This is a genomic window from Streptomyces mirabilis, from assembly GCF_018310535.1.
Lineage (GTDB): Bacteria > Actinomycetota > Actinomycetes > Streptomycetales > Streptomycetaceae > Streptomyces.
Map to the genome: position 1 here is coordinate 477294 of NZ_CP074103.1, position 24323 is coordinate 501616.

At 70.6% G+C, this 24323-nt stretch carries 23 protein-coding genes; 14 read left to right on the top strand and 9 right to left on the bottom strand.

Features of this window, described 5'->3' with window-relative positions; all coding sequences use genetic code 11:
• Positions 1 to 17: 17 nt before the first annotated feature.
• Complete coding sequence (locus tag SMIR_RS42935) at positions 18 to 650, bottom strand: hypothetical protein (protein WP_212728862.1); 633 nt, start codon at positions 648 to 650, stop codon at positions 18 to 20.
• 264 nt (positions 651 to 914) lie between these two features.
• On the opposite strand from SMIR_RS42935, the gene SMIR_RS42940 reads away from it, so the two are divergent.
• From SMIR_RS42940 to SMIR_RS42960, 5 genes are all read left to right on the top strand, one after another.
• The gene (locus tag SMIR_RS42940; protein ID WP_249938725.1) at positions 915 to 4793 is read left to right on the top strand and encodes an SNF2-related protein; all 3879 of its coding nucleotides are present in this window, start codon (positions 915 to 917) and stop codon (positions 4791 to 4793) included.
• A gap of 23 nt (positions 4794 to 4816) precedes the next feature.
• Entirely contained in the window at positions 4817 to 6004 is a 1188-nt protein-coding gene (locus SMIR_RS42945; protein WP_249938726.1) for a hypothetical protein, read from the top strand.
• A gap of 51 nt (positions 6005 to 6055) precedes the next feature.
• On the top strand, positions 6056 to 6358 hold the full coding sequence (locus tag SMIR_RS42950) for a hypothetical protein (protein WP_212728864.1): 303 nt from the start codon (positions 6056 to 6058) through the stop codon (positions 6356 to 6358).
• A gap of 38 nt (positions 6359 to 6396) precedes the next feature.
• The gene (locus tag SMIR_RS42955) at positions 6397 to 6564 is read left to right on the top strand and encodes a hypothetical protein (protein WP_212728865.1); all 168 of its coding nucleotides are present in this window, start codon (positions 6397 to 6399) and stop codon (positions 6562 to 6564) included.
• A gap of 94 nt (positions 6565 to 6658) precedes the next feature.
• Entirely contained in the window at positions 6659 to 7240 is a 582-nt protein-coding gene (locus SMIR_RS42960) for a hypothetical protein (protein WP_212728866.1), read from the top strand.
• Between the two features lie 93 nt (positions 7241 to 7333).
• Here SMIR_RS42960 and SMIR_RS42965 read toward each other — a convergent pair whose 3' ends face one another.
• From SMIR_RS42965 to SMIR_RS42975, 3 genes are all read right to left on the bottom strand, one after another.
• A complete protein-coding gene (locus tag SMIR_RS42965; RefSeq protein WP_060880727.1) occupies positions 7334 to 7699 on the bottom strand; it encodes a hypothetical protein in 366 nt (121 codons plus the stop codon).
• Entirely contained in the window at positions 7696 to 7959 is a 264-nt protein-coding gene (locus SMIR_RS42970) for a hypothetical protein (protein WP_212728867.1), read from the bottom strand. The genes SMIR_RS42965 and SMIR_RS42970 overlap by 4 nt, the downstream gene beginning before the upstream one ends.
• 492 nt (positions 7960 to 8451) lie before the next feature.
• On the bottom strand, positions 8452 to 8901 hold the full coding sequence (locus SMIR_RS42975; RefSeq protein WP_212728868.1) for a hypothetical protein: 450 nt from the start codon (positions 8899 to 8901) through the stop codon (positions 8452 to 8454).
• Between the two features lie 145 nt (positions 8902 to 9046).
• On the opposite strand from SMIR_RS42975, the gene SMIR_RS42980 reads away from it, so the two are divergent.
• The 4 genes from SMIR_RS42980 (at position 9047) to SMIR_RS42995 (ending at position 14866) form a co-directional block, all read left to right on the top strand.
• Positions 9047 to 9949, top strand: a complete 903-nt coding sequence (locus SMIR_RS42980) for a hypothetical protein (RefSeq protein ID WP_212728869.1) — start codon at positions 9047 to 9049, stop codon at positions 9947 to 9949.
• Positions 9950 to 10083: 134 nt separating this feature from the next.
• Positions 10084 to 12075 (top strand): ATP-dependent nuclease, encoded by a 1992-nt coding sequence (locus SMIR_RS42985; RefSeq protein ID WP_212728870.1) that lies wholly within the window; start codon positions 10084 to 10086, stop codon positions 12073 to 12075.
• Complete coding sequence (locus SMIR_RS42990; protein ID WP_212728871.1) at positions 12062 to 13930, top strand: ATP-dependent helicase; 1869 nt, start codon at positions 12062 to 12064, stop codon at positions 13928 to 13930. Before SMIR_RS42985 ends, SMIR_RS42990 begins: the two co-directional genes overlap by 14 nt.
• 57 nt (positions 13931 to 13987) lie before the next feature.
• A complete protein-coding gene (locus SMIR_RS42995; RefSeq protein WP_212728872.1) occupies positions 13988 to 14866 on the top strand; it encodes a M48 family metalloprotease in 879 nt (292 codons plus the stop codon).
• A gap of 255 nt (positions 14867 to 15121) precedes the next feature.
• Here SMIR_RS42995 and SMIR_RS43000 read toward each other — a convergent pair whose 3' ends face one another.
• The 3 genes from SMIR_RS43000 to lexA all read right to left on the bottom strand — a co-directional run bounded on the left by SMIR_RS43000 (position 15122) and on the right by lexA (position 17623).
• Positions 15122 to 16504, bottom strand: a complete 1383-nt coding sequence (locus SMIR_RS43000; protein ID WP_212728873.1) for a hypothetical protein — start codon at positions 16502 to 16504, stop codon at positions 15122 to 15124.
• A gap of 32 nt (positions 16505 to 16536) precedes the next feature.
• Positions 16537 to 16857, bottom strand: coding sequence for a hypothetical protein (locus SMIR_RS43005; RefSeq protein ID WP_212728874.1), 321 nt, complete (start codon positions 16855 to 16857; stop codon positions 16537 to 16539).
• Positions 16858 to 16921: 64 nt separating this feature from the next.
• Positions 16922 to 17623: a transcriptional repressor LexA gene (gene lexA / locus SMIR_RS43010; RefSeq protein ID WP_212728875.1), complete on the bottom strand. Its 702-nt coding sequence runs from the start codon at positions 17621 to 17623 to the stop codon at positions 16922 to 16924.
• Between the two features lie 150 nt (positions 17624 to 17773).
• Here lexA and SMIR_RS43015 point away from each other — a divergent pair, with 150 nt between their 5' ends.
• From SMIR_RS43015 to SMIR_RS43035, 5 genes are all read left to right on the top strand, one after another.
• A complete protein-coding gene (locus SMIR_RS43015) occupies positions 17774 to 18550 on the top strand; it encodes a winged helix-turn-helix domain-containing protein (protein WP_212728876.1) in 777 nt (258 codons plus the stop codon).
• Positions 18551 to 18617: 67 nt separating this feature from the next.
• Positions 18618 to 18959, top strand: coding sequence for a hypothetical protein (locus tag SMIR_RS43020; RefSeq protein ID WP_212728877.1), 342 nt, complete (start codon positions 18618 to 18620; stop codon positions 18957 to 18959).
• 267 nt (positions 18960 to 19226) lie between these two features.
• Positions 19227 to 20234: a hypothetical protein gene (locus tag SMIR_RS43025; RefSeq protein WP_212728878.1), complete on the top strand. Its 1008-nt coding sequence runs from the start codon at positions 19227 to 19229 to the stop codon at positions 20232 to 20234.
• A gap of 157 nt (positions 20235 to 20391) precedes the next feature.
• Positions 20392 to 20718: a WhiB family transcriptional regulator gene (locus tag SMIR_RS43030; protein ID WP_212728879.1), complete on the top strand. Its 327-nt coding sequence runs from the start codon at positions 20392 to 20394 to the stop codon at positions 20716 to 20718.
• A gap of 106 nt (positions 20719 to 20824) precedes the next feature.
• Positions 20825 to 21751, top strand: coding sequence for an immunity 49 family protein (locus tag SMIR_RS43035; protein WP_200726542.1), 927 nt, complete (start codon positions 20825 to 20827; stop codon positions 21749 to 21751).
• A 33-nt stretch (positions 21752 to 21784) separates the two neighbouring features.
• Here SMIR_RS43035 and SMIR_RS43040 read toward each other — a convergent pair whose 3' ends face one another.
• Together SMIR_RS43040 and SMIR_RS43045 are read right to left on the bottom strand one after the other, a co-directional pair.
• Positions 21785 to 22171, bottom strand: a complete 387-nt coding sequence (locus tag SMIR_RS43040) for a hypothetical protein (RefSeq protein WP_212728880.1) — start codon at positions 22169 to 22171, stop codon at positions 21785 to 21787.
• A gap of 52 nt (positions 22172 to 22223) precedes the next feature.
• Positions 22224 to 24254 carry a hypothetical protein gene (locus SMIR_RS43045; protein ID WP_212728881.1) on the bottom strand — a complete coding sequence of 677 codons (2031 nt, stop codon included), beginning with the start codon at positions 24252 to 24254 and terminating at the stop codon, positions 22224 to 22226.
• Positions 24255 to 24323: the final 69 nt, after the last annotated feature.

Below are 24323 nucleotides of genomic sequence, written 5' to 3' on the forward strand. Positions count from 1 at the left end.
GCCGGGACGGGTGATGATCAGGCGGGCCGACCGGGAATGACCTGTTCGCCGTTGCGCATGGCGTGCATGATGCGGGCCAGTGCGACGGAGACGGTTCCTTCCGGCCCCGCCGCGTCGTCCCGCCCACCGGCGACCCGTACGTCCGCCTCTCCACCCCGCTGACGCTTCACGTGGAAGGTGCGCTGGTTGAGATCGACGGCGTGCACGAGCCGGACTTCCCGCCGGTTGGGCAGCAGATGGTTCACCCGCATGCCCGTCTGCCGGAGCCGCTCCACCGCCGGGGGCAGCGGGACGGTCGTGTCGCGCATCCAGCCCTCAAACATGAACCCGACCGCGCAGACGGGCGCCTGAGCCGCGTCGGCGGGCAGGAGAAGGTCCGGGACGGGCGGCAGCGAGCTGCTCAACCCACTCAAGGCATCAGCGGGGTTGACGCCGCCGGGGTTCCAGATGGCCTCGGGATACAGAGCCGTCTCCACCCGATCGCCGGGCAGCAGCCGCAGCGTGAAGAGGCGGGAGGGACGGTTCCACCCCTCCTGTTCACCGCACTGGGCCTCGATCGCCACGATGGCGGCGGCGATGGTGTTGGCGTGTGGATCGTCCGCCGAAACGAGGGGAGCGGAGAACGTGAAGTCGCGGGGCTTCCTGGACATGGCAAACGCGCCTTTCCGTGCAGCCGTAGCCGAGTACGGCCGCGCTGATGCGGTGGAGGAGGAAGGGAAAGAAGCCGGAGAGCCCGGCTCGATACGACCAAAGTACATCCTGAAATATGAATACGCAACACACGTTTGGCCTTGACCGCCTCCTCGGACGGTGACGGACGAGGCTGCCTGGCGTGTGTATGGCACCGAGCTGACGCACCCGCAGGTGACAATGGGGGCGGTCTCGACGGCGTCCGGTTACTGGGGGAGTGCTCTTTGTCCATCGACCGCCTGCAGCCCATCAGCCCCGCAGCGCTGGCCGCTCGTACGTCCGGACCCGGCATCCCCGCCTCACGCACCGCACCCCGTGCCGACGGCACCTCCTCGATGAGTACCGACGCCTTCCGCGCAGCACTGAAGCGCGGCATCGCGCGCGATGCCGCGCCAACCGTTGCCGCGGCGGCGGCCGCCGAAGCGGCGCGCCGGCTCACTCAGGGCCGCCTGGAGGTATCCGACCTGCGGGTGCTGCTCCTGGAGCCCCCCGGCTCGGAGGTCTGGGCGGCGGTTCGCCGTGCAGCGCTCACCACGGTCACCGCCAGCCCGGAACTGGCGCCGAGCATCATCTCCATGCACGCTCAGCTGCTCCGGCTGGCGGCGGCGACCGTCCGCGAGGGCCAGGACGCCGGGAGCCAGGACGGCTTTCACGCGCAGGCCACGCTCACGGTCGACGACCAGCAGATCAGCGGCAGCATTCAGTGCTCCCGCACCCGCAAGGGCGCCCGGCAGCAGGCCATGACCACGCTCATCGCGGCGATCGCCGGCCTTCCCGACCCGCTCGCCGACCGTGCCGTAGAGGCATGGGGCGCATCTGCCAGCCCCGCCGTCCCGCCGCCAGCCCCGGCACCTCGCGCCGGCTCGGCACCCGCTGCGGGCCGCAGCCCCATCTCGGTCCTTCACGAGTTCGCCCAGGCCGGGCACACCACGACACCCGACTTCCGGGTCACGGGGGCCGCTTCCGCCTTCACCGCCACAGTCACCGCCGTCCACCGCGGGCAGAAACTCGCCGCGACGGGAGAGGGAACGAGCAAACAGAGCGCCCGCGCGGCCGCGGCCAGCAGCCTCCTGGAAATGCTTCAGCAAGCACTGGCCGCCGACGTCCCCCCAGCTCCCGCGCCCGAGCCTCCCACCCCGTCCAACGCCCCGGCGCTGCTTCCACCGCTCGGCCTCGCCCGTACACAGGAGCCACCCCCCGCCGTTCCCGCCAGCGCAGCCGAGTTGTTCCGCGCGCACCACGTCCTCGAGCAGGCCCTGGCCGACGGCGTGGCGCTCACCCTGCTGCCCGCCCGCCACCCCGCCCACAGCACCTGGATGATCTTCCGGCCCGACGGCGTACCGCTCCCCGACCTCGAACTACTGCCGGCGCCCCTTCAGCCGGTCACCCGCGACCTCGTCCTGGCCGGGACCGGTGGCATCATGCCGCGCCGCGCCACCGTGACCGGCATGGCCGTCCCGCTCCGACTCGCCCTCCCCCTGATCCTCGATCCCCGCCAGGGAGAGCACGCCTCGGTCACCGGATGGCGCCACCCTCTGCGCCTGGCCCTCACGTGCGTGGCGCAGCAGCGCGTCCACCCCGCCCTGACCGACCAAGGCCAGGGCTGCTGGCGCATCGGCCCGATCACCGAAGCCCTGCACACCGCCGTCACCGACGTCGCCGCGCTGATGGCCCCCGAAGGACACTGCCTCCTCGCCGGTACCAACCCCATCCGCGTCCCGTCCCCCGAACACGCGGTGTGGCCCCTGCTCGACGCCGTCGCCGACACCATGCTCCGCACCCCCGGCACCCCCACCCTCCTGGGATCCGGCCCCCACACCGGGCCCGCCGGCCAGGACGCCGAGGCGACACCCGAGTTGTGGAGGTGGGCGGACGCGATCGAGGACACCGTCGATCCCCACCCCACCCCGCGCCTGGTGCTGCGCATCAAGGAACCCGACACCGCGGGCACCGTCCCGTCCGCACCTGCCGTCCTGCACCTCGCCGCCCCCGACCAGCAGGACACCGTTGCAGCGATCACTGTCTGGGACGGGGCTCAGCACACCCGGGCCGAGCTCACCCCCGCCGCCCTGCCCGCTGTACGCCGCGCGCTGCGCCGGGCCGCCCGCCACTACCCGCCCCTGGCGCACCTCGCCGCCCAGGAACGCCCCCACCGCATCTCCCTGACCGCCCCAGACCTGGCCCGCCTCCACGACCACGCCACCGCCCCGCTCGCCGAGTCCGGCATCACCGTGCAGTGGCCCCCCACCCTCCTCGGCGCCCTCACCGCCACCGCCGTCATCGGCACCCACGACCCCGGCGACGAGGACGAGTCCCCGACGGGTGGCGGATACCTCGCACTGGAACGCCTGGTGGACTGCCGCTGGCACATCAACCTCGACGGTGACCCGCTGACCGAGCAGGAGATGACCGCGCTGGCCGACGCCGCGTGGCCGCTGATCCAACTGCGAGGCCGCTGGCTCCTGGTCGACGCCGACACCGCTCGCCGCGCCCGCGCCCGAGACCTCGCGCCCCTGCCATCCCTCGACGCGCTGACCGCGGCCCTGTCCGGCACCCTCACCCTCAATGGCGAAGCCCTCGAAGCCCGGCCCGCCGGCGCCCTGGCCACCCTGGTCGGCACGCTGCGCGGCGCCCCCGACGAGACCCGGGCCGTGCCCCCGCCGGCCGCCCTGAAAGCGACGCTGCGCCACTACCAGCAGCGCGCCCTGACCTGGCTCGCGAACATGGTCGACCTGGGCTTCGGCACGCTGCTCGCGGACGACATGGGCCTCGGCAAGACCCTGACGACCATCGCCCTGCACCTGAACCGCATCGAGACCACCCGCGCCGCCGGCCCGACGCTAGTGGTCTGCCCGGCCTCCCTGATCGCGAACTGGGAGCGCGAGATCACCCGCTTCGCGCCCTCCACCACGGTCGTGCGCTACCACGGCGCCGGCCGGACCCTCGACCGTGACGCCCTCGACCCCAACACAGTCGTCATCACCACCTACGGCACCGTCCGCCGTGACACCACCTCCCTCGCCGCCGCCGAGTGGGGACTGGTCATCGCGGACGAGGCCCAGCACATCAAGAACCCCACCTCGGCCACTGCCAAGGCACTGCGCACCGTGCCCGCCCGCGGCCGGATCGCGGTCACCGGCACCCCGGTGGAGAACAACATCACCGAGCTGTGGGCCATCCTCGACTGGACCAACCCCTCCCTCTTCGGCACCCGCAAAGCCTTCCGCACCCGCTACGGCGCCGTGGAGAAGGACTCCGCCTCACCGGCCGCCGCGCAACTCGCCCGGCTCGTCGGCCCGTTCATGCTGCGACGGCGCAAGACGGACCCCGGCATCGCCCCCGAACTGCCCGGCAAAGTGCACCACCACCGCATCGTCGCCCTCACCGAAGAACAGATCGGCCTGTACGAGGCATCCGTCCGCGACACCATGGACAAGATCGCCACCAGCACCGGAATCCAGCGCCGCGGCCTCGTCCTCAAACTGCTCCAGGCCCTGCGCCAGATCTGCAACACCCCCAGCCTCTACCTCAAGGAGCCGCTGGAGGACGCCGACCCGGCGGGCCTCGCCTGCCGCTCGGGCAAGCTGGCGGCCCTGGACGACCTCATGCCCACCCTGGCCGAGCGCGGCGAAGCGTCTCTGATCTTCACGGGATACGTGCAGATGGGCCGCATCCTTGAGCACCACCTCCGGGCCCGCGGCCGCTCGGTGCGTTTCCTCCACGGCGGAACGCCCCCGGCCCGCCGCCAGGACCTCGTCGACGCCTTCCAGAACGACCCGGACCCGGCCCCGGTCTTCGTGCTGTCGGTCAAGGCGGCCGGCACCGGACTCACCCTCACCCGGGCCGAGCACGTCGTCCACTACGACCGGCCCTGGAACCCCGCCGTCGAGGACCAGGCGACCGACCGCGCCCACCGCATCGGCCAGCACCGCACCGTCCAGGTCCACCACCTGATCACCGAGGGCACCGTGGAAGACCACATCAACGAACTCCTCGCCCGCAAACGCGCCCTGACCGAGGCGGTCCTCACCTCCGGCGAGAGCGCCCTCGCCGACCTCGACGACACCGAACTCAACGCGCTCGTGGCCCTGGCCGCCCGATGACCGGCTCCGGCAACACCCGCAACATGGCCCCCCTCGTGGCCGCCTGGAAGCAGGCATTCCACCTGGCGACCAACGGCTCCGGCTCCTACGGCAAGGGCCTCAACCTCCACCGCAACGGCGGCGTCGCGCAGATCCACGCGCAACCCGGGCGCCTGGCCGCCGCCGTCACCGCGAAGAAGGCCACCCACCAAGCCGTCCTGTTCCTGCCCGAACTGACCGACACTCAGTGGGACACCCTCGCCGGCCGCCTCGCCGGCAACGCCCAAGCCGTCGCCGACCTCCTGGCCAACCGGGTCCCTGCGGCCATCGCCGACCCCGGCCATGCCGGCGGCATCGCCATCGTCCCGGCAGCCGAAGAGATCACCTTCGCCTGCTCCTGCCCCACCGGCCACGCCGGCCGCGTGTGCGACCACAGCGGCGCCCTCGGCCACGCCGTCACCGACCGCCTCGCCGTCACGGCCTCCATCCTGCTCGGCGCCCGCGGCATGTCCGCCCGCAGCCTCGCCGTCCTCGTCCGTGACCTCATCGCCGAAACCGACCCCGGCACCCTCCCGGCAGACGACGACGGAACCGTCCGCGCCGACCAGCTCTACTCCCTGGCAGCCCACCGGCCACCGCACTCCCCGCCCGACCTCGACCTCGATCCCATCGTCCCGGTCACCACCGACCTCGACGACCCGCCCCTCCCCGGGCCCCGCGCCCAAGACCTGGCCTGGATGACCCAGGACGCCGCCGATCGCGCCCGAGCGCTCCTGACAGCCATCCCGGACCCACCCCACGACGACCTCGCCGACACAGTTCGAATCCTCGCCAGCCCTCACGGCATCGACCGGCTACCCGCCGCCGCCGACGCCACTGGCCTCAGCGAAACCACGCTGCGCGCGATGATGATCGGCTACCGCCACGGCGGCCCGGCCGGCGCCCATGCCACCCTCGCCGCAGCCACGGTCCCGCCGAGCACCCTGGAACAGGCTGCAGAGGCCCTCCGCGCCTCCCGCGCCTTCGCCTTCGGCATCATCGACATCGCCGACGGAGCGATCACCGACTCGACCGCAGGCGTCCAGATCCGGCCCGGTCTCGACGGTCGGTGGCACCCCTTCACGCTCAGGCGAGCCGATGAGTGGCGTCCCGCCCCCGGAGCCTGCGACGATCCCGCCGAAGCATTCCGCGCGGCGCGGCGCGCCCGCGCCGCACGACCGCTCAGCCGGTAGACCGACCCACAGCCGACCAGGTCACCCACTCCGGAAGGAAAGATCCGCCGCATGCTTTTGGACCTGCAGACCGGCGTACGCGCCTACCAGTTCGTCGTGGACCGGCTCGACGACCGGCGCCGCGAGCAGTACCCCGAGGGGCGCCAGGCGTATGAGGACGACTGGACAGCCGCCCACGATCTGGAGAAGTCCTACGCCGAGGCCGTACACGCCCAGGACCGTGACACGGCCGAGCACCTGCTCCAGAAGCTCATGAGCTTGGCCGCTCCGTGGCGAAACCATCCGCACCACCCGGACAACGACACCGAGGGCGGGCGCCAGACCGACGGCACCGTGCCGGGCGGCCGGCCATGAGGCGGCAGTGGGTCCTTCCATGCGGCATGATCGCCGCGATGGTGGTGCTCACGCCCACCGTGCTCGACACCCGCAGCACGCCATGGACCATGGGATGGGTCGCCATCCTCCTCGGCGCCCTCGCCGTGCAGATGCTGCTCATGCTGGTGGACCATCTCGCCCCCGATACAGACAGCCCCAAGCACGACGACGTCCCGGAAGCCTGAACCGTCCTGCTCAGCCGCGACAGGGGTGAAGGCGAGCGGGACGCTCGCAGCCACCGCTGTCGGAGCCGGGGCCTACAGTCCGCATGTGCGTGACATGACAGCTGTGAGTGCAGAGGCCGCCTGGCTGCTCCTGGTCGGTCTGGCGTTGGTCGGTGCGATGGTGACCCTCGCCGACGGACGCCTACGTTGGTATCCGACAGGTCTGCTGCAGTGGTGCATGGTCATCGCCTTGGCACAGGGGCCGTACGGAATGCTTCTGGCCAGCGGTTTGATCCCGCAGGCCCAGACCCCGGCCATCCGCATCGTGATGCTGCCGACGTGGATCGCTGGCGTCGGGTTCGCGGTCTGGAAGGGCAGACGAGCCGTGCTCGGCAGATGGGCGGATCAAGAACTCGTCCGCATCCTGGGCAAACTCAACGTGCTGACCCGGATCACCGCGCTGCACCGCCGCGCCGAGGGCGCGGATGTCAGGCAGCTTCCGTTGCAGGAGGCCCGGACCGCGCTGGGCCGACGCCGCGGCCGTGTGGCCTTGCTGTCCTTCGAAAAGGTGCTTGAACTGATGGAGGCGGAGCACCGATCCGCCGAGGAGTGGTCCGAGCTCCGCTCCCCGATCCGCGCGCTGGTCACGAACTTCGTCGGCAGACCACAGACCGACCAGGCGCCCCCTGGCGCGTGACCGATCTTGCGCGATGCGTCGATCGCAAGAACTCCGGTCCATGACCAAACGCGTGTTGATGGCCGGGCGACGCTCGCCCACGGCCATGCCCGATCAGCTTGTCCAGGTCTTGATCTGAGCGGCGACCTCTCGCACCGGGAGCCCGTCCCGGGCGGCGCGGGCCAAGGGAATCACGGTGTCCAGCCCAGGGCTGACCGGGAGGCCGCATGCCGACAGGTAGGCCGCCGTCACCGTGGCCGCGAACAAGAGGTTGCGTACCTCAAGGCTGGGGTTCCTCGCCAGTTCACACAGCAGCGCGGCGGCTTTGTGGTGGGGCTCGGGATAGACCTCGTGGTCCAGGACCTCCGCGCGATGACGTGCTTCAGCTGCTACTGGCACGCCGTAGTCGACGACCTGGGGGTCACCCGGGATCTGCTGCGCCACAGCCAAGATCCAGGCGAGATCGATGCGGAGATTCACGCGGCGTCCCTCGGCGCGCTCTCCATCAGCCCCTCCGGGAGGCCGGGGTAGCGGTCCTCGCCGACCTCCGCCTCGAACGTGTCCGCATACTGGGCCAGGAACGTCGCGGCGCCGGCCATGAAGGCGGCACGGGACTGGTTCACATCGGCCTCGATCAAGTCGGCAACGTAGCCCTGCAGGCTCAGTCCGCGGCGCTTGGCCCGGTCCTCGGCGGCCGCCTTGACGGCGTCGTCCAGCCGGATATTCGTCTGCTTTCCCATACACACCACTGTAGCTAGGTGCTGGTACCAGCGGCTAGCAGAACGGGCGAACGGAAACTGCTGCCAACCGCCGCGCCGCCCTACCGGCCGCGCCCCCAAGGCCACCACCGGGTACGCGCCTGCATACGGCCAGCGTCGATGGGCGCAGACTCGCGCGGCGCCGCGGTGTGGTCAGGCGGCAGGCCGAGCTTGTGCGGGTGAACGCAGGCCGGCCTCCCGTCGAGGGTGTACCGATGTCCGTCAGCCGGGTCGAAGGGGGCCTCGCGACACGGCCGATCGAAGACGACGAAGACCGTACGCGGGAACCGAAGGGCGGGGCAGATCCCACAGAGGCGATGGTCCGAGGCGGGATCAACATGGGGAAGGCTGCCATCCATGCCCGCACACGGTAGCGGGGCGGCCAAGGTGCGGCCGCCACACTGGGCGCCGTCGTCAGCCGACGTAGGGAGCCGGGGATCGAAGTTCCGGTACAGCCGGTGCGGCGTCCGGTTCTCAGGACGGGACTGGGTCCTCCATGGGTTCGGGGATCGCGGCCCACACTGGCGAGGTGAAGCCGGTCATGTCGGGCGCGAACTTCGCCAGGGTGGGAAGGAACCGGTCCGGCTTGCCATCGACGCCGTGGATGACCCGTACGGGCCTGCGTGTGATGTTGGCGAGGTCCTGCGCCTGGTCCATCACGGCCGTGACCGCCTGGGGGAACCGGCTGCCGGCCGGGACAACGACCGGGCCTGTGCACTCGGGTCCGGCGCGTCCCACCATCACGCGGGCCTGCCAGCCGATGGGCTCGCGTCGGTAGTCGACCATGACCCGCAGAAGCCACGCCTGGGCCTCTCCTTCGGTGAGGCCGTCGATCCCGTCCACGCCGTGCAACTGCGCCAGCCGCTCCTCGCTCGGGCCGGGTACAGCCGCGACCTGCGCCATCCACTCCTTGAAGTCCGTCATGGCCTGTCAACGAGGCAGTCGACACCAGGTCGCCCCGGATGTCGCCCATTCGGGAAGGGGCAGGAAGGGGCCTGGCATCTTGCGTTCTGTGCGGCGATCGTTGAAAGGGACGCCATGGCGTCCCTTTCGCCGTCGGGAGGTGACCATGCCCAATCGGCGCTCACGCGGATACCAGCCGTGCTGGAAGCCCCAGGCGTCCTCGCTGGAACTGCTCGCGGCCGTGGACCGGGTCCTGAACCGATACACGGACCACCTGCCCCTCACGATCAGGCAGGTCTGGTACTCGCTGATCTCCGACGGGGTACTGGCCAAGGAGTCCCGTACCTACAAGCGGCTGATCGAGGTGATCGGGATGGGCCGCCGGTCGGGCCGAATCCCCTGGGAAGCGCTCCGCGACGACACCGAATTGAAAGCGGAACCCGTCTTCTACGCCGGCCCCGACGACTTCCATGCCGCGCTGCGGCAGGCTGCGGACGGCTACCGGCTGGACCGGCAGACAGGCCAGCCGATCCGGCTGGAGGTGTGGTCGGAGACAGCGGGGATGGTCAACCAGCTCCGCGCTGTGGCCGACCCGTACGGAGTGCCTGTGTACTCGGGCAGCGGGTTCAGCGGCCTGCCGGCGAAACGGACCGCGGCGCTGCGCATGGCCGCCGATCCCCGGCCCGTGAGGGTGTTCGTCGTATCGGACTGGGATCCGAGCGGGGTGCACCTGTTCTCCGCGCTCGCGGAGGACGTCGCGGCGTTCGCCACCGTGGACGCCCCCGGTTCGGAAGTCGTCTTCGAGCGCCTGGCAGTCACCGAGCAGCAGATCGAGGAACACCGGCTGCCGACCGCCCCCACGAAAACCACCGACAACCGCTCCTTCACCGGCAGCTCCACCACCCAGGCTGAGGCCCTGCCGCCCGACGTCCTCGCCTCCGTCGTACGCGATGCGATCACCTCCCGCCGTGATCCGCTGATCCTCGCGGAACTCCTGAACCGAGAGGAACGCGAACGCCGCGCCCTGCTCGCCGACCTGAACATCCACGCCGACCCCGGGCCCGACTAGCGACTCGACCGGCACAGCCGCAGAGATCGCACCGGCGGGGCCGGCAGACCACCGGACGCTGAGAAAGGGCCCACCGGCGTGGACGGTCCTGGAATGATGAATCACCACATCGCACCAGATCGCCAAGGGGATCAATGGGCCTGCACATTTCGCGGATCGAGATACGCAACTTCCGCAACTTCCGGCACCTGGTCATCGACGACTTCCCCGCCCACGCCGTAGTCGTCGGCGAGAACGGCGTCGGCAAGTCGAACCTGCTGGAAGCGATCCGCCTGGTCCTCGACCCGTCCATCTCCGACGCACGGCGCATGCTGCGCGAGGAAGACATCTGGGAAGGACACCCCGCGGGCCTGGCCGGCGGAGCCGAAGTGACCATCGTGGTCGAACTCCGAGGCTTCGACGACGACGCCGACGCCAAGAGCATTCTGTCCAGCGCCGCGGTGGACTTCGACCCCTACGTAGCCCGGCTGACCTACCGCTTCGCCCCGCGGACGGAGGTGGCAACGGCCGATGGCTCCCGCGTGCAGCCGACCGGCCGGCCGCTGACCGCGAAGGACTACGACGTCGTCGTCTTCGCCGGCGACCGCGAGACCAACGACGTGCGCGCCATCCGCCGCGAAGTTGCCCTGCGCGTCCTGCCGGCCCTGCGAGACGCCGAGGCAGACCTGCACAACTGGCGCCGCAGCCCTATGAGGGACCTCCTCGAACGGCTCCCCCTTGACCCGGTCAACCTGGAAGCCACCGCCTCGGCCATGGCCACGGCAGTCGACCAGCTCACCAAGGACGACAACGTCGCCAAGCTGGAAGGACACCTGACGGACCGGCTCGGCGCGATGTTCGGGCCGCGCCTGGCGGTCCAACCCACCCTGGGGTTCGCCTCCTCCAAGCCGGACGAACTGATCCGCGCCGTACGCCTCTTCTTCGACACGGCACGCCGCAGAAGCATCTCCGACACCAGCCTGGGCAGCGCCAACGTCATCTACCTCGGCCTGCTGCTCGAAGCCCTCAGCCAGCAGCGAGACGACGAGGAATTCATCGCCACCCTCGTCGCCGTGGAGGAGCCCGAAGCCCACCTCCACGTCACCCTCCAGCGGCACCTCTTCGGGTACCTGCTGCGCAGCGGACCGTCGCTCGTCCTCACCACCCACAGTCCGCACATCGCCGCCGTCGCCCCGGTCCGCTCCTTCATCGTGCTGCGCGCAACGGAGAACGGCACTACCGGTGCCACAACGTCCGCCCTCCCCGTCACCAGCGAGCAGGCCGCGGACCTGGAGCGCTACCTCGACGTCAGCCGCGCCGAGGTCCTCTTCGCCTCCGCCGTCGTCCTGGTCGAAGGACTGGCCGAGCTGTACATCCTCCCCGCCCTGGCCGAAGCCGCCGGCTTCGACCTCGACGCCTACGGCACCGTGGTGGCCAGCGTCCACGGCACCGACTTCAAGCCCTACCGGGCACTCCTCGGCCCGAAGGGCCTCGACACCCCCCACGTGGTCATCACCGACGGAGACGCCGCCCGCGACAAGCGCGGCCGACGGGAAGCCGGCCTCAAGCGAGGCGCGAACCTCCACCCCGACGAAGCCCGCGGCAAGGCGCTCCGCGACCAGATTGCCCGCCTGCCGGAAACCGGCGCGGCCGACTACCAAACGACCCGCGATCCCCTCGCCTCAGAACTCCAGGACCACGGCGTCTACGTCGGCGCCCAGACCCTGGAGACCGACCTGTGCTCCATGTTCGGCGAGGAGATCATCCAAGCCTTCAAGGAGCTGAACGGCAACGCCACCGCGATCGACGACGTGAGCCGCGGGGTCGCCAACGAGCTGAACACGACGATCGACCCCGAGCTGCGGAAGAAGATGCTCAAGCGCATCGGCGACCTCGGCAAGGGCCGCTTCGCCCAGCGCCTCGCCGCGCACATCGCCCAGGTCGACCTGGACGCCCGGATCCGGTCCGAAGCCAACATCACGGACGACCTTGTCCCCCTGGACGAGCACGCCCTGCGCCGCCTGGGCACGGCGTCCTACCTCTTCCTGGCCATGGAACGCATCAGCCGCGCGGCCCGCGGAACCTCACTACTCACCGGCCACACGGCGCCACAGGCCAACGGGCAGGGCAGCGATGCAGGTCAGTGACACCCTGCTCGCAGAGCTCGACAGTCTGCACCCCAGGCAGCGGACCGCCGTTCTCCACGACGGCAACGTCGTACTGCGGGCCGGGCCCGGAAGCGGGAAGACACGCACCCTCGTCGCCCGGATCGCCTACGTGCTCCAGACGCAGATCTCGGCCTTCCGCGGCGTGGCCTGCATCACCTACACCAACGCGGCGGCCGAGGAGATCCGCCGCCGCGTCCTGCGCAGCGGCGTGCGCGCCGAAGGGCGGATCACCTGCTCCACCGTGCACGCCTTTTGCCTGAACGAGATCCTCCGCGCCTTCGCACACCTGACCGGGCAGTCGGCACCTCAAGCAGGACAGGTCCTCAACAAGGCGGCCACCGAAGCGCTTCTGCAGCGGTGCTTCGACCAGGCCGGCATCGGCGAGGTCCTCGCCCAGCACCGCATGCCCCAGAGCACCCGGATTCGCCGGGCCCTGGCCTGCAACGAGGACCTGGACAGCTTCGACCCGCGGGAAGTCCAGGCGGCACGCCTCTACGAGGAACAGCTCATCCTCCGAGGCGAGATCGACTTCGAGGCCATGGTCACCCGGGCCGTGCACATCGTCAGGGAGCACGCACATGTCCGCGACCTCCTGCGCTCCCGCTTTCCCCACCTCGTCGTCGACGAGTACCAGGACCTCGGCGGAGTCCTCCACGAACTCGTGCTCGCGCTGCGCGACCTGGCCGGCATCACCGTCTTCGCCGTCGGGGACACCGACCAGTCTGTCTACGGATTCACCGGAGCCGACGCCAAGTACCTGACCGAGCTGGCAGGCCGAGCGGACTTCCGCGATCTCGAACTCGAGGTCAACTACCGCAGCGGCCAGGACATCATCACCGCCGCCGAAGCCGCCCTCGGCCTTTCCCGAGGCCGCCTCGCCCGCGAAGGGGCACCCCCAGGCGACGTCAACCTCGAACAGGTCGAGGGAGGGCTCGCGGACCACGCCCGAGTGACCTGCGACCTGGTCGAACAGGCGCAGAACAAGGGCATCAGCCCCGAGCGGATCGCCATCCTCTACCCCGCTCGCGGTCGCCTGCTCGACGAAGTCCGCAGCGAGCTCACCCGACGCGAGCTGGACTTCCGGCACGAAGGTGACGACAAGCTCCCCGCCGGCAGCCTTTCCCGCTTCGTCCAGCGGTGCGCCAGCCGCGCCGTCACCAACTACCAGATCCACACCGCATCCGGCGCCGATCGCGCCGACATGCTGCGCCGTACGCAGGCGCCGTCACTTGCCTCCCTGGCCCGCGCCTTCACCACGCTGCGTACCGAGGCCCAGCTCGCCCCGTCCCCCTCGCGGCTCTTCGTGCCCAGGGCTCTGCAACTGTGCCTCGACCCCGAGGAGCTCTACCCAGCCGAAGCCCCTGCCCTCGCCTGGCTGGAGCAGCTGCGCGCCGGCTTGGCTCTTGACGAGATAGCCGCGGGACACCCCGACCAGGACAACACGAGCAGCCTCGACCGCATGGCCGACCTGTGCAGGTCCAAGGACTTTCTGCTGCAGGACCTCGCGCGCGGCGAGGAAGTCATCGGGAAGGTACTGCTCGCCACCTACCACGCAGCCAAGGGCCGAGAGTTCGACACCGTGATCCTGCCGGGCCTCCTCCAGGGCATCATTCCGCGTGATGTCCCGAGCGGGAAGCAGTGGCGGAAACCCACGGAGACGGAGCTCGCGGAGCAGAGGCGCACCTTCTACGTCGCCCTCACCCGTGCCGAGTCGACCGTGACCATGATCGTCGGCCCCGGGTACGAGACCAGGAACGGATACTGGATGTCGTTGGGGCCCTCAGCCTTCGTGATCGAGATGGCGCGGCGGCTCTTCCCCGACGAACAGACCTGACCAGGCGGCCGTCCCCGGCCCCGTCCGACGCTCCGGCATCCGACTACGGTGATCACCATGACACTGGGGGAGATGCTGCAACGCCACGCCGGGCAGGCCATGGTGGCGACGGCGATCATCAGCGAGGCCGTCATGACACAGCTGCGCGGACCGGCGGCCGGCATCGCCGTCGGCGTGGCGGCGGCGGCCGGCGGACTGTGGGCGGTGCAGGGCCGCGCCCGGCAGAAGTCGGCGATCGCCATGGGGCCGTCAGCCCAGGCGTTGACCTGGCAGGCCCACGCAAGCCGCAAGCCCGACCCGTCCGACAGCGACACGTACCGCCACATCGCCACCCGGATGCGGCAGACCACCGAGCACGTACGCCGCACCACTGCCGAGCGCGGACTGAAGAAGGTCACCCTGGCCACTTCCAGCGAGACCGGCAGCTGGGCCGACGCCCGCTCCACCGGCCACGGCCGCCGAGGCCACGTGTGGCTCGGCATGCGGTGGCTCCACCCCCGACACACCAACCACCTCCCCGCGGTCCTGGAGCACGAACTCGCCCACCTCCAGCGCCGCGACACCGGCAAGCGCATCGCCGCCGAGTCCGCCGCCGTCGCGGTGGCTGGCCTGGCCGCGGGCCTGCTGCCCCTGCCCGCCTTCGCCCTGACCGCAGCCGCCGCCTGGGCGCTGAACACCCTGTTCTTCTGGTGGGGCGAACTCGCCTGCGACCTCGCAGCCGCCCGCGTCTGCGGCCGGACCGCCGTAGCCGACATGTGGCGCGAGGACCTCGAACGTGACCGCGCCCGCACCGTACTGCCCCGGATCTGGGTGACGGTGCGGGGCCTGCGCACGCACCCGCCACTGCGCCTGCGGATCCTGTGCGCCGAACACGTCCCGTTGCCCGACGCACGCGGGCAGGCCGTGCACCCACTGCACACGCCGGCCGCCAGTTGATCCGACCTCCTCGCCCACTGCTTCCCGTCCACGAACCCGCGCTGCGCGCCGACGCGTGATGGGATTCCCCGATATGTGCGATAAGCGGCCGGTTGGCGCGGTACTTTGTCGAGCAGTCCCCCTGGACGCCGCGTCCCCCCGTGCGCTGCGTCCGGGGGTGTACTCCGCCGGTTCAGGCGTGATCAGCCGCCCTCCGGCCGCGGCAACCCGCTCTCGCGACCGTCTGGCGCGACCGGCTCTCTCTTTCACATGAGATCACCGGCTCGCAGCGCCGGGGTTCGGGATCCGGTAGACCGGGGTGGCGGGTGCGAGGGGGAGGTCGGCGCGGACCCGCGCGCGGAGGAAGAACCGGCGCTCACGAGTGAACGTGACGCCCTCGACCGCACCGTCCTTGTAGACCGGCCCGACGAGCCGCCCGTCACTGTCGCGGATCCCGATCCGCACTCCGGGCTTCCAGTGCGCCCGCCGCCACGTGCCGACGACGAGCGGCCCCCGCGAGCCGGTTGGCGCCGTGCGCTGCTCGGGCGGTCCCTCGGGCGGAGGGGTGAAGTCCAGGACACGGACCCCATGGAAGCCGCCAGCCCGCCCGGCCTCGCTCGTGGCGATCCTGCCCAAGGAGCTGCGCGACGTGGGGCGCGGACCGGGGTCCGGCAGAGCGGGCGGCTGCGTCCATCGGGCGAACGCCAACTGCGCGGCATACCCGTACAGCACGCGGCCGCCGCCGTGGTCGCCGTACGCGGTCGGCTGCAGCACCTGGCATCGCTTCCCCGTCGCGTCGAGGGAGGAGATGAGCAGGAACCCGGACGTCGTGTCCAGCCGGCCATCGGGCTGGGAGGCGAGCAGGCCGCCGAGGATGACTGGCTCCAGTCCCACGCACACGCCGTCCTCGATCAGCGCGGCGAGCTCGTCGTCGTCGGCTTGGGCCGCGCGCAGGGGGACGGCGTCGTGCGTGATGAGGGACCAGGGGGCCGGCAGTCGCAGAGCGTCCCGGGTCGGTTCGTCCAGCGGGGCGGTGGTGACCACGTCCAGGGCGAGCGGGGCGGGGACCATGTGCACGGCGGCCAGGTAGGCGGCGGTGCCGGTCAGGGCGCGCAGCCACCGCACGGCTCGCTCCTGTTGCACGGTGTAGGTGCTGGTGCGGAAATCCTGCTCGTCCAGCAGACCGGACCGCAGCGCGCCGACGTCCGCGGGCACCAGGCCGGACAGGTCCGAGGGCAGGCGGCGATGGATTTGGGCGAAGCGCCGCTCGAGCTCCCACTGCTCCCGCTGGGTCGCCAGTGCGGCCGCGGCGACGTCGATGATGACGTCGTCCGGCCCGCACAGCGCGAGGACTGCCTTGGACTCGTGAGGAGCCAGCTCCCAGTCGATGGCGTGCTCGTTCGCGAGTCGTTGTGCCTCTCCGCACTCGGCGACCACTCGCTTCCATAGCACCGCCAGCTGCTCGTCCCAGGATCCCGATCTGCCGGGCCCAGCGCCGGGACCGAGAAGGAACTCCTTCCAGGCGCCCGAGGTCAGGGCGGTGAAGGTGAGGCCGCTGTCACGCGTAGCCGGGGCGGCCGGTTGCGCGAAGGCCGTGTCGAGGAGGTTCCGAACGCTCATGCCCTGGTCAACGATGGTGCTCGGTTCGAAGGCACTCATGTCCGCGCCTTGCGGTGGCCGCCTGGGGTTGGTCACTCCTCGGCTTGCTGCTGGGCCTCTTCGAGGGCACGCAGCGCGGCCTGACGAGTCTGCTCGATACGGGCAGGATCCCGCGGCGTTTGGTCCTCTTCGGCTCCCGCGCCGCCGTCAGCCGCCGCCATCATGGCGTCGAGGGCCTTGCGCCGCGCGGCCGCACTCAGTGGCGGCCGCCGGCCGCGCAGCGCCCCGATCGTCATCAGCGTCAGCACGTCGTCGCTCGTGGTGGGCCGCATGCGGCCTTCGAGAAGTTCGTCCAGCCGCCAGCTGTCCGCGATCTCTTCCCACGTCACGTCCGGCGTTGCTTCCTCGCTCATGCGTTTCCCCACCCCAAAACGAACGTCACCGCTTCCGGTCTGCCGAAATCCCCGACCGGCGTGCTCACACGCTGCGCATGACCGCCACGACCTTGCCGAGGATGGACGCCGCGTCGCCGCAGATGGGCTCGAAGGCGTCGTTCTCCGGCATGAGCCACACCCTCGGGCCCTCCCGCTTGAGTCGCTTGACCGTCGCCTCGCCGTCGATCATGGCGGCGACGATCTCGCCGTTCTCGGCGTCCGGCTGCACCCTGACGGCGACTGTGTCGCCGTCCATGATGTGCGCCTTGATCATCGACTCGCCGCTGACCGTGAGCGCGAACACCTGCCCGCTGCCGACGAGTTGCCTCGGCAGCGCGAGCACATCCTCGACCTGCTCGTCGGCGGTGATGGGAACGCCGGCGGCGATGCGGCCGACGAGGGGGGTGTGGACTACCGAGGAGTCGGACACCGCGCCTTCGGGGCCCGTCTCCACGGCGGGGCCGCCCTCGGGGCTGGCTGTCGTGGTGGGGACGTAGGCGCGAGGACGCTTCGGGTCCTGTCGCAGGACGCCCTTCTTCACCAGAGCGCCGATCTGATGCGCGACGGACGAGGTGCTGGAGAGCCCGGCGGCCTGGCCCAGCTCCCGCATCGACGGCGGGTATCCGCGGTCCCTGATGCTGGACCGGATGGCGTCGACGATCCTGTGCTGCCGGTCGGTCAGTCCGTCCTCCCGGGTCACGATGCCCGGAGGGCGCCCGACGTACCGAGACGTTGTGGCCTCCATGATGTCCCCCTTCGTGCTCTTACAGGTACGAACCGTAACCCGAGATTCCGGGAAAGGGCACAGGTATTCGACCTGTCTTCCCTGGCCAGGCGGCCGCGGGGGCCAGCCCAGAGCCCGGAGCGGAGAGTGGTGCTGCGTACGGTTACGCCCATGACATTGCCGCTGGAAGACGATTCGAGGCCGCCCTATCTCCAGGCGGCCGAGGTGCTGCGCGCCGGGATCCAGACCGGGGAGTACGCCCGCGGGAGCCGACTGCCGTCGGCGCGGGTACTTCAGGCGCGGTTCGGAGTCTCCAGCTCGACGGTGCAAAACGCGCTGCGGGTCTTGAAGCAGGAAGGCATCGTCTACTCCGTGCTCGGGCGGGGCAGCTACGTCAGCACCACACACCCCGGCCTCCCGCCGGCGCCCCGGACGGAGTCCTCCCCCGTCGCCAACGACGTGATCGACGAGGAACACGACCCCAGACCCCCCTACGTCCGTACGGCAGACCTGCTCAGGGAGGAGATTCGGTCCGGCAGCTTCGAACCGGGCGGGCGGCTTCCCTCCGCGCGCGAACTCCAAGACCGCTTCGGGATCGCCAACTCGACCGCACAGAACGCGGTGCGCGTGCTCAAACGCGAGGGCCTGGTCTACGCGGTCAAGGGCAAGGGCGTGTTCATCCGCCGCTCCGCACAGCAGGACGCGCCCCACCCGGGTGAGACGGACCATTCAGCACAGCCTGGCTTTCACGCGCGACCGCGAACCGATGAAGAACTCGCCGCAGACCTGGCCGCCGCCGAGCAACGTCTCGCGCGCGCCGCCGACGCCTACACCGCGGCTGGTGCCCAGCTCGACGCCCTCACCCGCGAGGCCCTGCGCCGCGGCATGCCCATGCCGACCGCAGCGCGACCGGGTTCGCAACCCCTCTCACCCCGCGTCGGGGTCTGACCCGAGAGCAGCCGATTCGCGGTTCCTGCCCCGATGGGGCCCCTGACGGAGAACGATGGGGATCGTGATGCACGGGGAAGGAACCACGCCGCCGCTCGACCGCACCGACTGCCTCATGGCCTTGGAGGCTGCCCTCCGGTGGTGGGGAGCCGATGTGCCGGAGGACCCAGGAGCGGGTGAGCTGGCACAGCTGCTGGACGAGATCGTAGAACGCCTGAGCGGGGGGCGGAGTACCGAGCAGGCGCGATCGGCCGCCGAGCTCCTGGCCCAGGCGGCTGAGGCACTGAGGGCGGCGGCCCGGCTCGGCGGCCTCCTTCCGGCGATCTCGTTGTGGCACCTCAGGACCGCGCTCCGACAAGAAGCCGTCGCCCGCGGCCAACTCGCCGAGCTGGCCGCGTCCCCCCTGTAACCCGCACCCCGCACCCCGCACCCCGCACCCCGCACCCCGCACCGGCGAACGGCGTGGCGCCCCCATCGAGCCGGGCCCGACGACTACAGTCGCGCCGTGCGGCATCGGTCTGCTGCTCCTCACGCGAACCTCGGCCCGCTGGTTCAAGGCGTAGGCGAAGAAGCACGGCTTCGATCAGCTGCACCCCACCGACCGCAACACCGCACACCAGTGCCTGTTCCTCACGCTCCGCGGGCCGACGGAGCTGAGCGAAAGGTGCCTGAAGCCATGTCGGCCACCCAGACCAGCAGTCGAGCCCGGACCTACGCCCTTTACACCGGCGCCCCCCGCCAAGCCGCCTGTGACGCCGTTACCGCCCTGCAGCCCGGCGCGCCCCTCATCCCGGCACCGGCCCAGCAGGCACAACTGCTCCTCGAATCCGAGGTGTTCTACTGGGTCCTCAACTCCCAGAGGCACTTCTTCGAGTACCCCTTCGGCATCCGCTACGTGCAGCCCACCCCGCACAGCATCAAGCTCCACCTGGAAAGCGACGAAAGCCTCGACAGCCTGATGGGCGGGCTGCTGCCCTCCCGTGCACCGATGCGCACCGGACGAGACGAAATCTACGGACTCAACGGCGTCCGGATCTGCGCACGCACCGATCGCGGCATCGAGCTCCGCCGACTCGGGCAGCCGACCAGCATCCAGCTCACCGGCCCCTCACGCCGCGCCTTCCAGAAGGCCGAGGCAGCCCTCGCCCGGCAGATCCAGAGCAACGGCGGAGAAGCCTGCTGGCTGGCCGGCGACACCTGGACCCCCTACGAGAAGCAGTGGGACGACGAACGACAGCCGATCGCCTACGAGTCCACATGGCGCGACGCGGCTTGGCTGCCCAGCGGACTGCTGCGCCGCCTCGGACTCCTTCACACGGTCGCCGTCCCCCAGGTCGTCACCGGGCACGAGGCGAGGCTGGGGGAGTGGTGGATCCTGCACCTCGAACACGACTCCGACACCGGCCTGCGCCGCGCCGAGCTGGTCCAGGCCCTGACCGACCCGCACCACGGTCTGCCGCTGGAGCTGTGCGGCCACCGCGACCTGACGCCCGGAGAAAGCCTCGGGCTGGTCCTCTTGAAGTCCCCGGATCGCACCGCCGCCCTCCAACTGCGTTACGGCCGGATCGACTACCCGATCAAGGAGAATCGCGCGCAGATGTTCGCGGCGATCCGGCAGCGCACCAGCGCTCTGACGGGCGAAGCCTCATTGCCGCCCATGCCCGGTTGCTCGGGCACCGGTTGAGCCGAGCCCCGCGCCGGCGATTCGTCAAGGCCGCCGTCACTCAAAGGGATTGCCGCAACCGGGCGAGGTCCCACGACCCGCGTGCTTGCCGTACGGTTTCCGGACTGCGCCTGCCGGGGGGAACGGCAGGCCGGACCGGGGAGGGGACGGCGTCCAGATGGTCGGGGATGAACAGGAGACCTGGGGCGAACACGCGATCTGCCGAACCGCAGATCCGGACGAACTCTTCGTCGACGGCGCGGCCCAGAACCGGGCCAAGGCTCTGTGCACCGGCTGCCCGGTGCGCACCGAGTGCCTCGCCCATGCCCTCGACAAACGCATCGAGCACGGCGTCTGGGGAGGCATGACCGAGCGTGAACGGCGCTCCCTCCTGCGACGCCGGCCGCTGGTCACCTCCTGGCGCCGCCTGCTCGAAGCGGCCCGATCAGAACATGAGCGCATCGTCCGGTCCGACGACCAGCAGCCCTGGAACGCCACGGGGTGATCACCCCCGCTCGCACAAGGCCTTCGGAGCCCGCGTCACCGGAATGCGGTCGCCGGACGGAAAGCGCGAGAACGGCGCTGTCGGTGGCGCCTGACAGGATTCACCGATGGAGATCAGCAACGCGCCACGCCACCCCGTGAACCAGCAGCGCCTCGACCAGGCCCTCGGCGACAAGACGGACCGTGTCCAGGAGCGTTTCGAGGACGTCTATCAGCGTGGCTTTCCGATGCGCGTGATGCTCGAGGAACTCGGCCACGAGCTGCTCGACCACGTCGCAGCGCGCACCATCCAGGACCCCGACCTCGACGACGAGCGCACTCGCCTCGCCCTGGTCACCGCTGCTGAATGCCGCCTGGGCGTGCTGGACCGGGGCTGCTTTCCCCACGGCGACTGGGCGATCCCCTTGCCTTTGACCGGGACGCGTCTGACCAGCGAGGAGCTGGACTATGACGAGATGCACGACGCGACCGACACGGTCACCGCCCGCACATGGGTCGACGCCTTCGATATCTGCGTCTCCAGCGGTCTGGTGCGGGACTGGGAACGGGTGATCGGTCTGCTCCTGCGCAACGACTTCGCGCCCGCACTGCGCAACAGCCTGCCCCACGCCGGCCGGGACTCCGTCTCCGATTCGGCCGACCTCGCGCAAATGGACGCCCTGTGCGGCTACCTGACCCCGGCCCGCGGTCACCTGCCCCGAGACTGGCCACAGGTGACGCTGACCAAGCCATCGACGGACGAGCGACTGGACGCGGCCCTCGCCTTGGACGCGGCCCACGCCGTGAGTCCCGACCAGCGCCTGCTGCGCGTCCTGCTCCGCGACGATCAGAGCGCCTTCGAGCGGGCCTTGGACGAACGACTGGCGCAGCACCGTGTCGGCGTCGGTGAGAATCCCGCGCCCGGGAGTCTGCTTCCCTTTGGCGCGATCGCCTTGGCCGCACTCGCCGTGCAGGCGCATGGCTGGGACCTGCGGACCAGGTCCGCCTACCTTCCGACCTCGCTGCTGAAGCCGCCTACCCCTGTCGGCTCCTGACCCGGCAGAACGGTCGTCGCCGGACCTCGGGGGTTACAGCAGGTCCACGTCCGCGTCGACGTACCCGTACTGGCGGGCCATGTGTACCAGCGCCTCCCGCAGCCGGCTCAGGCGTCGCCGCCACGCGTGACCATGGACGGCGCCGGTCTTCGGTCGCCTGCGGTGGTGGTTCGCGCGCCGAGGACCGGTGAGCTGCACGGCCTCGCGCCGGGCGAGGAGCCGCCCACTGGTCTGGCCGCCGGCATGCGGCTCTTGTGCAGCGGCCACGGAATCGAGGTCCCGGTCGTGCGGCCATACGCCGGGGAGTTCGACGAGCGCAGAGCGTGCCGAACGTGCCTGGCTGTCGCCCGGGGCGAACCGCCCGCCCGGTACTTCGCTGTCCACTGTGCCGCGTGCGGCGCCGCCCGGGCTTTCACCCACGGACCTGACGGCGCTCCCGTGGTGGTCTGGGCACGCCGGAGGCGATGACCGGCTACACGTCGCTGGGGTCTCGTTTGTTGCCCTGAACTCGGACCATGATCAGGGTGCGCGGACGAGGGTCGCCGGCGGGGCCCGGCAGGGTGCGGACCTGGATACACGCCGGGATGGCCGCGAGACCATGCGGCTTCGGGGTGAGATCCAGGACCACGAGGAAGTTCACGGGTGGGCCGGCGACCTGGTACGAAATCGCCTGGGGCCCGTAGGTCTTGGCGTACGCGTCCCAGGAAGAGTCGGTCCAGTCCCGCTTGAGCTCCAGGGTGATGAGTTCGGTGTGCGGCTGCCAGGCGATGTCGACGCGGCCGCCCCCGATGTTGGTTTCCTCCATGCGCACCCGCAGGCCCTGGCCGCGCAGGAAGTCGCGGAGGTCGCGGCCGAGTTCGGCTTCGCGGGGTTTGTCCTCGTCCTTCTTGAGTTGGCGGAGGTAGGCCCGCGCTTGTCCCCCGTACTTCTGTGTCTCGGACAGCCGCAGGTCGACGAACCGGAGCAGGTGCAGGACCATGCGGTCCACGTCAGCGGCGAACTGCCCGACGTATCCGTCCGGGCATTGCTCCTGCAGTTGGCGGTGGGTGTCGCGGAACGCCGTAGCGATGATGGGCACTTCGTCGACCGGCAGGGCGGCTTGCCGGGAGGCGAGCATCGCTGCGATCCGCTCACTCAGTTCCGGTACGTCTGCCAGAAGGTTCTGTAGGCGCTCGGTATCTGCTGAGGAGAGCCCGAGCCCGGCGAGTTGTGCCGCCGGGCGGTCAGGTTTTGGGGACGAGGCACCACCCCCGGTGTCCAGCGCCTGCCGGAGCCGGGCGGCCTGTTCCCGAACGAGCGTGGTGGTCGGGTCCTGGTCGCGGCCAGGGTCCTCGACGAGTTCTTCCAGCCACTCGTCCAGAAGGGCCAGTCCGCCTTCGTGCGCGAGGAGGGTGGCCTCGACTCGGGGAGCGAGGAGGGAATGAAGGCCGTGCGTGGCCGCTGGTACAACAGGCCCCGGCTGGAGATTGGCCGGGGTCGAGGAGGGGGCGAACAGGTCGAGCGTCCGGTGAGCGGTGTAGACGTCCACGAGATCGCTGATCACGGCGGCGGCGTGGAGCCAGGCTCCGGGGCGGTCCGCGTGCTGTGCGCGGGTGAGGGTATCGAGGAGGTGTTGCCAGGCGGTGAGGGTGTCCAGCCGCGGAGTGCGCCACCCAGGTGGCAGGCCCAGGAGGTTGAGGCGTAGTTCCAGGACGGCTTCGTCGAGCTGGCTTCTGGCGTCGTCGGGGAGAGGAGCGCCGGCGGAGAAGGCGAGGATCGCGTCGATGGCGGCGCCGAAGGCGGCCGCGTCGGGTCGTTCTTCGTCCTGGTGGGCGTCGCTGAGGTGTCGACGGGCTTCAAGAAGGAGTGGGCGGGCGCGGTCAGCGTCGTTGGTGTGCAGGGCTTGGCGCAGGGCGAGCATGCCGAGTTCGAAGGCGGCGTCCTCGGAGACATCGTCGCGTTCGACCAGCTGACTCAGGAGGAGGCCGGGGGCGGGCGAGTCGAAATGCTCGGCGACGGCTCCTGCGACTCTGACGGTGCGCAGGGCGTAGTCGTCGTCGATCCGTGCAAGTTCCTGGTTCAGGCGGCGCAGACGGTCCAGGAGGCCATATTCGGCGGCGGCGCCGGCCAAGACGACGCGGGCAGTGCCTTCCAGGGCGATGCCGCCCAGGAGGTCGGTGTGGCTGCGGCTGGCATCGAGCCAGATGTCGGCCAAGTCATCGCCGAGTTCGTGGACAGCCTCGGGACATCCGAGGAGGGAGGTGATGACACCCTCCAGGCGGAGCGGGTCCTGAGGGACCTCGGCGGCAGTGAGGAGGAACGCACGGGCCTGGTCGTCCTGGATAGCTGTGTGGTCGGCGCACATCAGGGCGACGAGGGTGGGCAGTTCGTCGTGGTTGAGCAAGGTGGCGGTGTCCTGCAGGAGGTGGCCGAGCCCCCCGAGGTCGACGAGGGACGGCGTGGGTCCGCCGGCGCGCTGGGCGTCCACCAGCGGTTGCAGCGGATCGGGAGCGCCAGGGGACACCGGTCACCATCTCCTCACTGCGCTCGGCCGTCTGTGGAGCATAGGGGCCGGGCCTGTACCCGGAACACC

What these genes read in the sequence shown, in the direction of transcription:
- SMIR_RS42935 (WP_212728862.1), bottom strand. Translation starts at nt 650, where the DNA reads ATGTCCAGGAAGCCCCGCGACTTCACGTTCTCCGCTCCCCTCGTTTCG.
- SMIR_RS42945 (WP_249938726.1), top strand. Translation starts at nt 4,817, where the DNA reads ATGGCCCCCCTCGTGGCCGCCTGGAAGCAGGCATTCCACCTGGCGACC.
- SMIR_RS42950 (WP_212728864.1), top strand. Translation starts at nt 6,056, where the DNA reads ATGCTTTTGGACCTGCAGACCGGCGTACGCGCCTACCAGTTCGTCGTG.
- SMIR_RS42955 (WP_212728865.1), top strand. Translation starts at nt 6,397, where the DNA reads ATGGTGGTGCTCACGCCCACCGTGCTCGACACCCGCAGCACGCCATGG.
- SMIR_RS42960 (WP_212728866.1), top strand. Translation starts at nt 6,659, where the DNA reads ATGACAGCTGTGAGTGCAGAGGCCGCCTGGCTGCTCCTGGTCGGTCTG.
- SMIR_RS42970 (WP_212728867.1), bottom strand. Translation starts at nt 7,959, where the DNA reads ATGGGAAAGCAGACGAATATCCGGCTGGACGACGCCGTCAAGGCGGCC.
- SMIR_RS42975 (WP_212728868.1), bottom strand. Translation starts at nt 8,901, where the DNA reads ATGACGGACTTCAAGGAGTGGATGGCGCAGGTCGCGGCTGTACCCGGC.
- SMIR_RS42980 (WP_212728869.1), top strand. Translation starts at nt 9,047, where the DNA reads ATGCCCAATCGGCGCTCACGCGGATACCAGCCGTGCTGGAAGCCCCAG.
- SMIR_RS42985 (WP_212728870.1), top strand. Translation starts at nt 10,084, where the DNA reads ATGGGCCTGCACATTTCGCGGATCGAGATACGCAACTTCCGCAACTTC.
- SMIR_RS42990 (WP_212728871.1), top strand. Translation starts at nt 12,062, where the DNA reads ATGCAGGTCAGTGACACCCTGCTCGCAGAGCTCGACAGTCTGCACCCC.
- SMIR_RS42995 (WP_212728872.1), top strand. Translation starts at nt 13,988, where the DNA reads ATGACACTGGGGGAGATGCTGCAACGCCACGCCGGGCAGGCCATGGTG.
- SMIR_RS43000 (WP_212728873.1), bottom strand. Translation starts at nt 16,504, where the DNA reads ATGAGTGCCTTCGAACCGAGCACCATCGTTGACCAGGGCATGAGCGTT.
- SMIR_RS43005 (WP_212728874.1), bottom strand. Translation starts at nt 16,857, where the DNA reads ATGAGCGAGGAAGCAACGCCGGACGTGACGTGGGAAGAGATCGCGGAC.
- lexA (WP_212728875.1), bottom strand. Translation starts at nt 17,623, where the DNA reads ATGGAGGCCACAACGTCTCGGTACGTCGGGCGCCCTCCGGGCATCGTG.
- SMIR_RS43015 (WP_212728876.1), top strand. Translation starts at nt 17,774, where the DNA reads ATGACATTGCCGCTGGAAGACGATTCGAGGCCGCCCTATCTCCAGGCG.
- SMIR_RS43020 (WP_212728877.1), top strand. Translation starts at nt 18,618, where the DNA reads ATGCACGGGGAAGGAACCACGCCGCCGCTCGACCGCACCGACTGCCTC.
- SMIR_RS43025 (WP_212728878.1), top strand. Translation starts at nt 19,227, where the DNA reads ATGTCGGCCACCCAGACCAGCAGTCGAGCCCGGACCTACGCCCTTTAC.
- SMIR_RS43030 (WP_212728879.1), top strand. Translation starts at nt 20,392, where the DNA reads ATGGTCGGGGATGAACAGGAGACCTGGGGCGAACACGCGATCTGCCGA.
- SMIR_RS43035 (WP_200726542.1), top strand. Translation starts at nt 20,825, where the DNA reads ATGGAGATCAGCAACGCGCCACGCCACCCCGTGAACCAGCAGCGCCTC.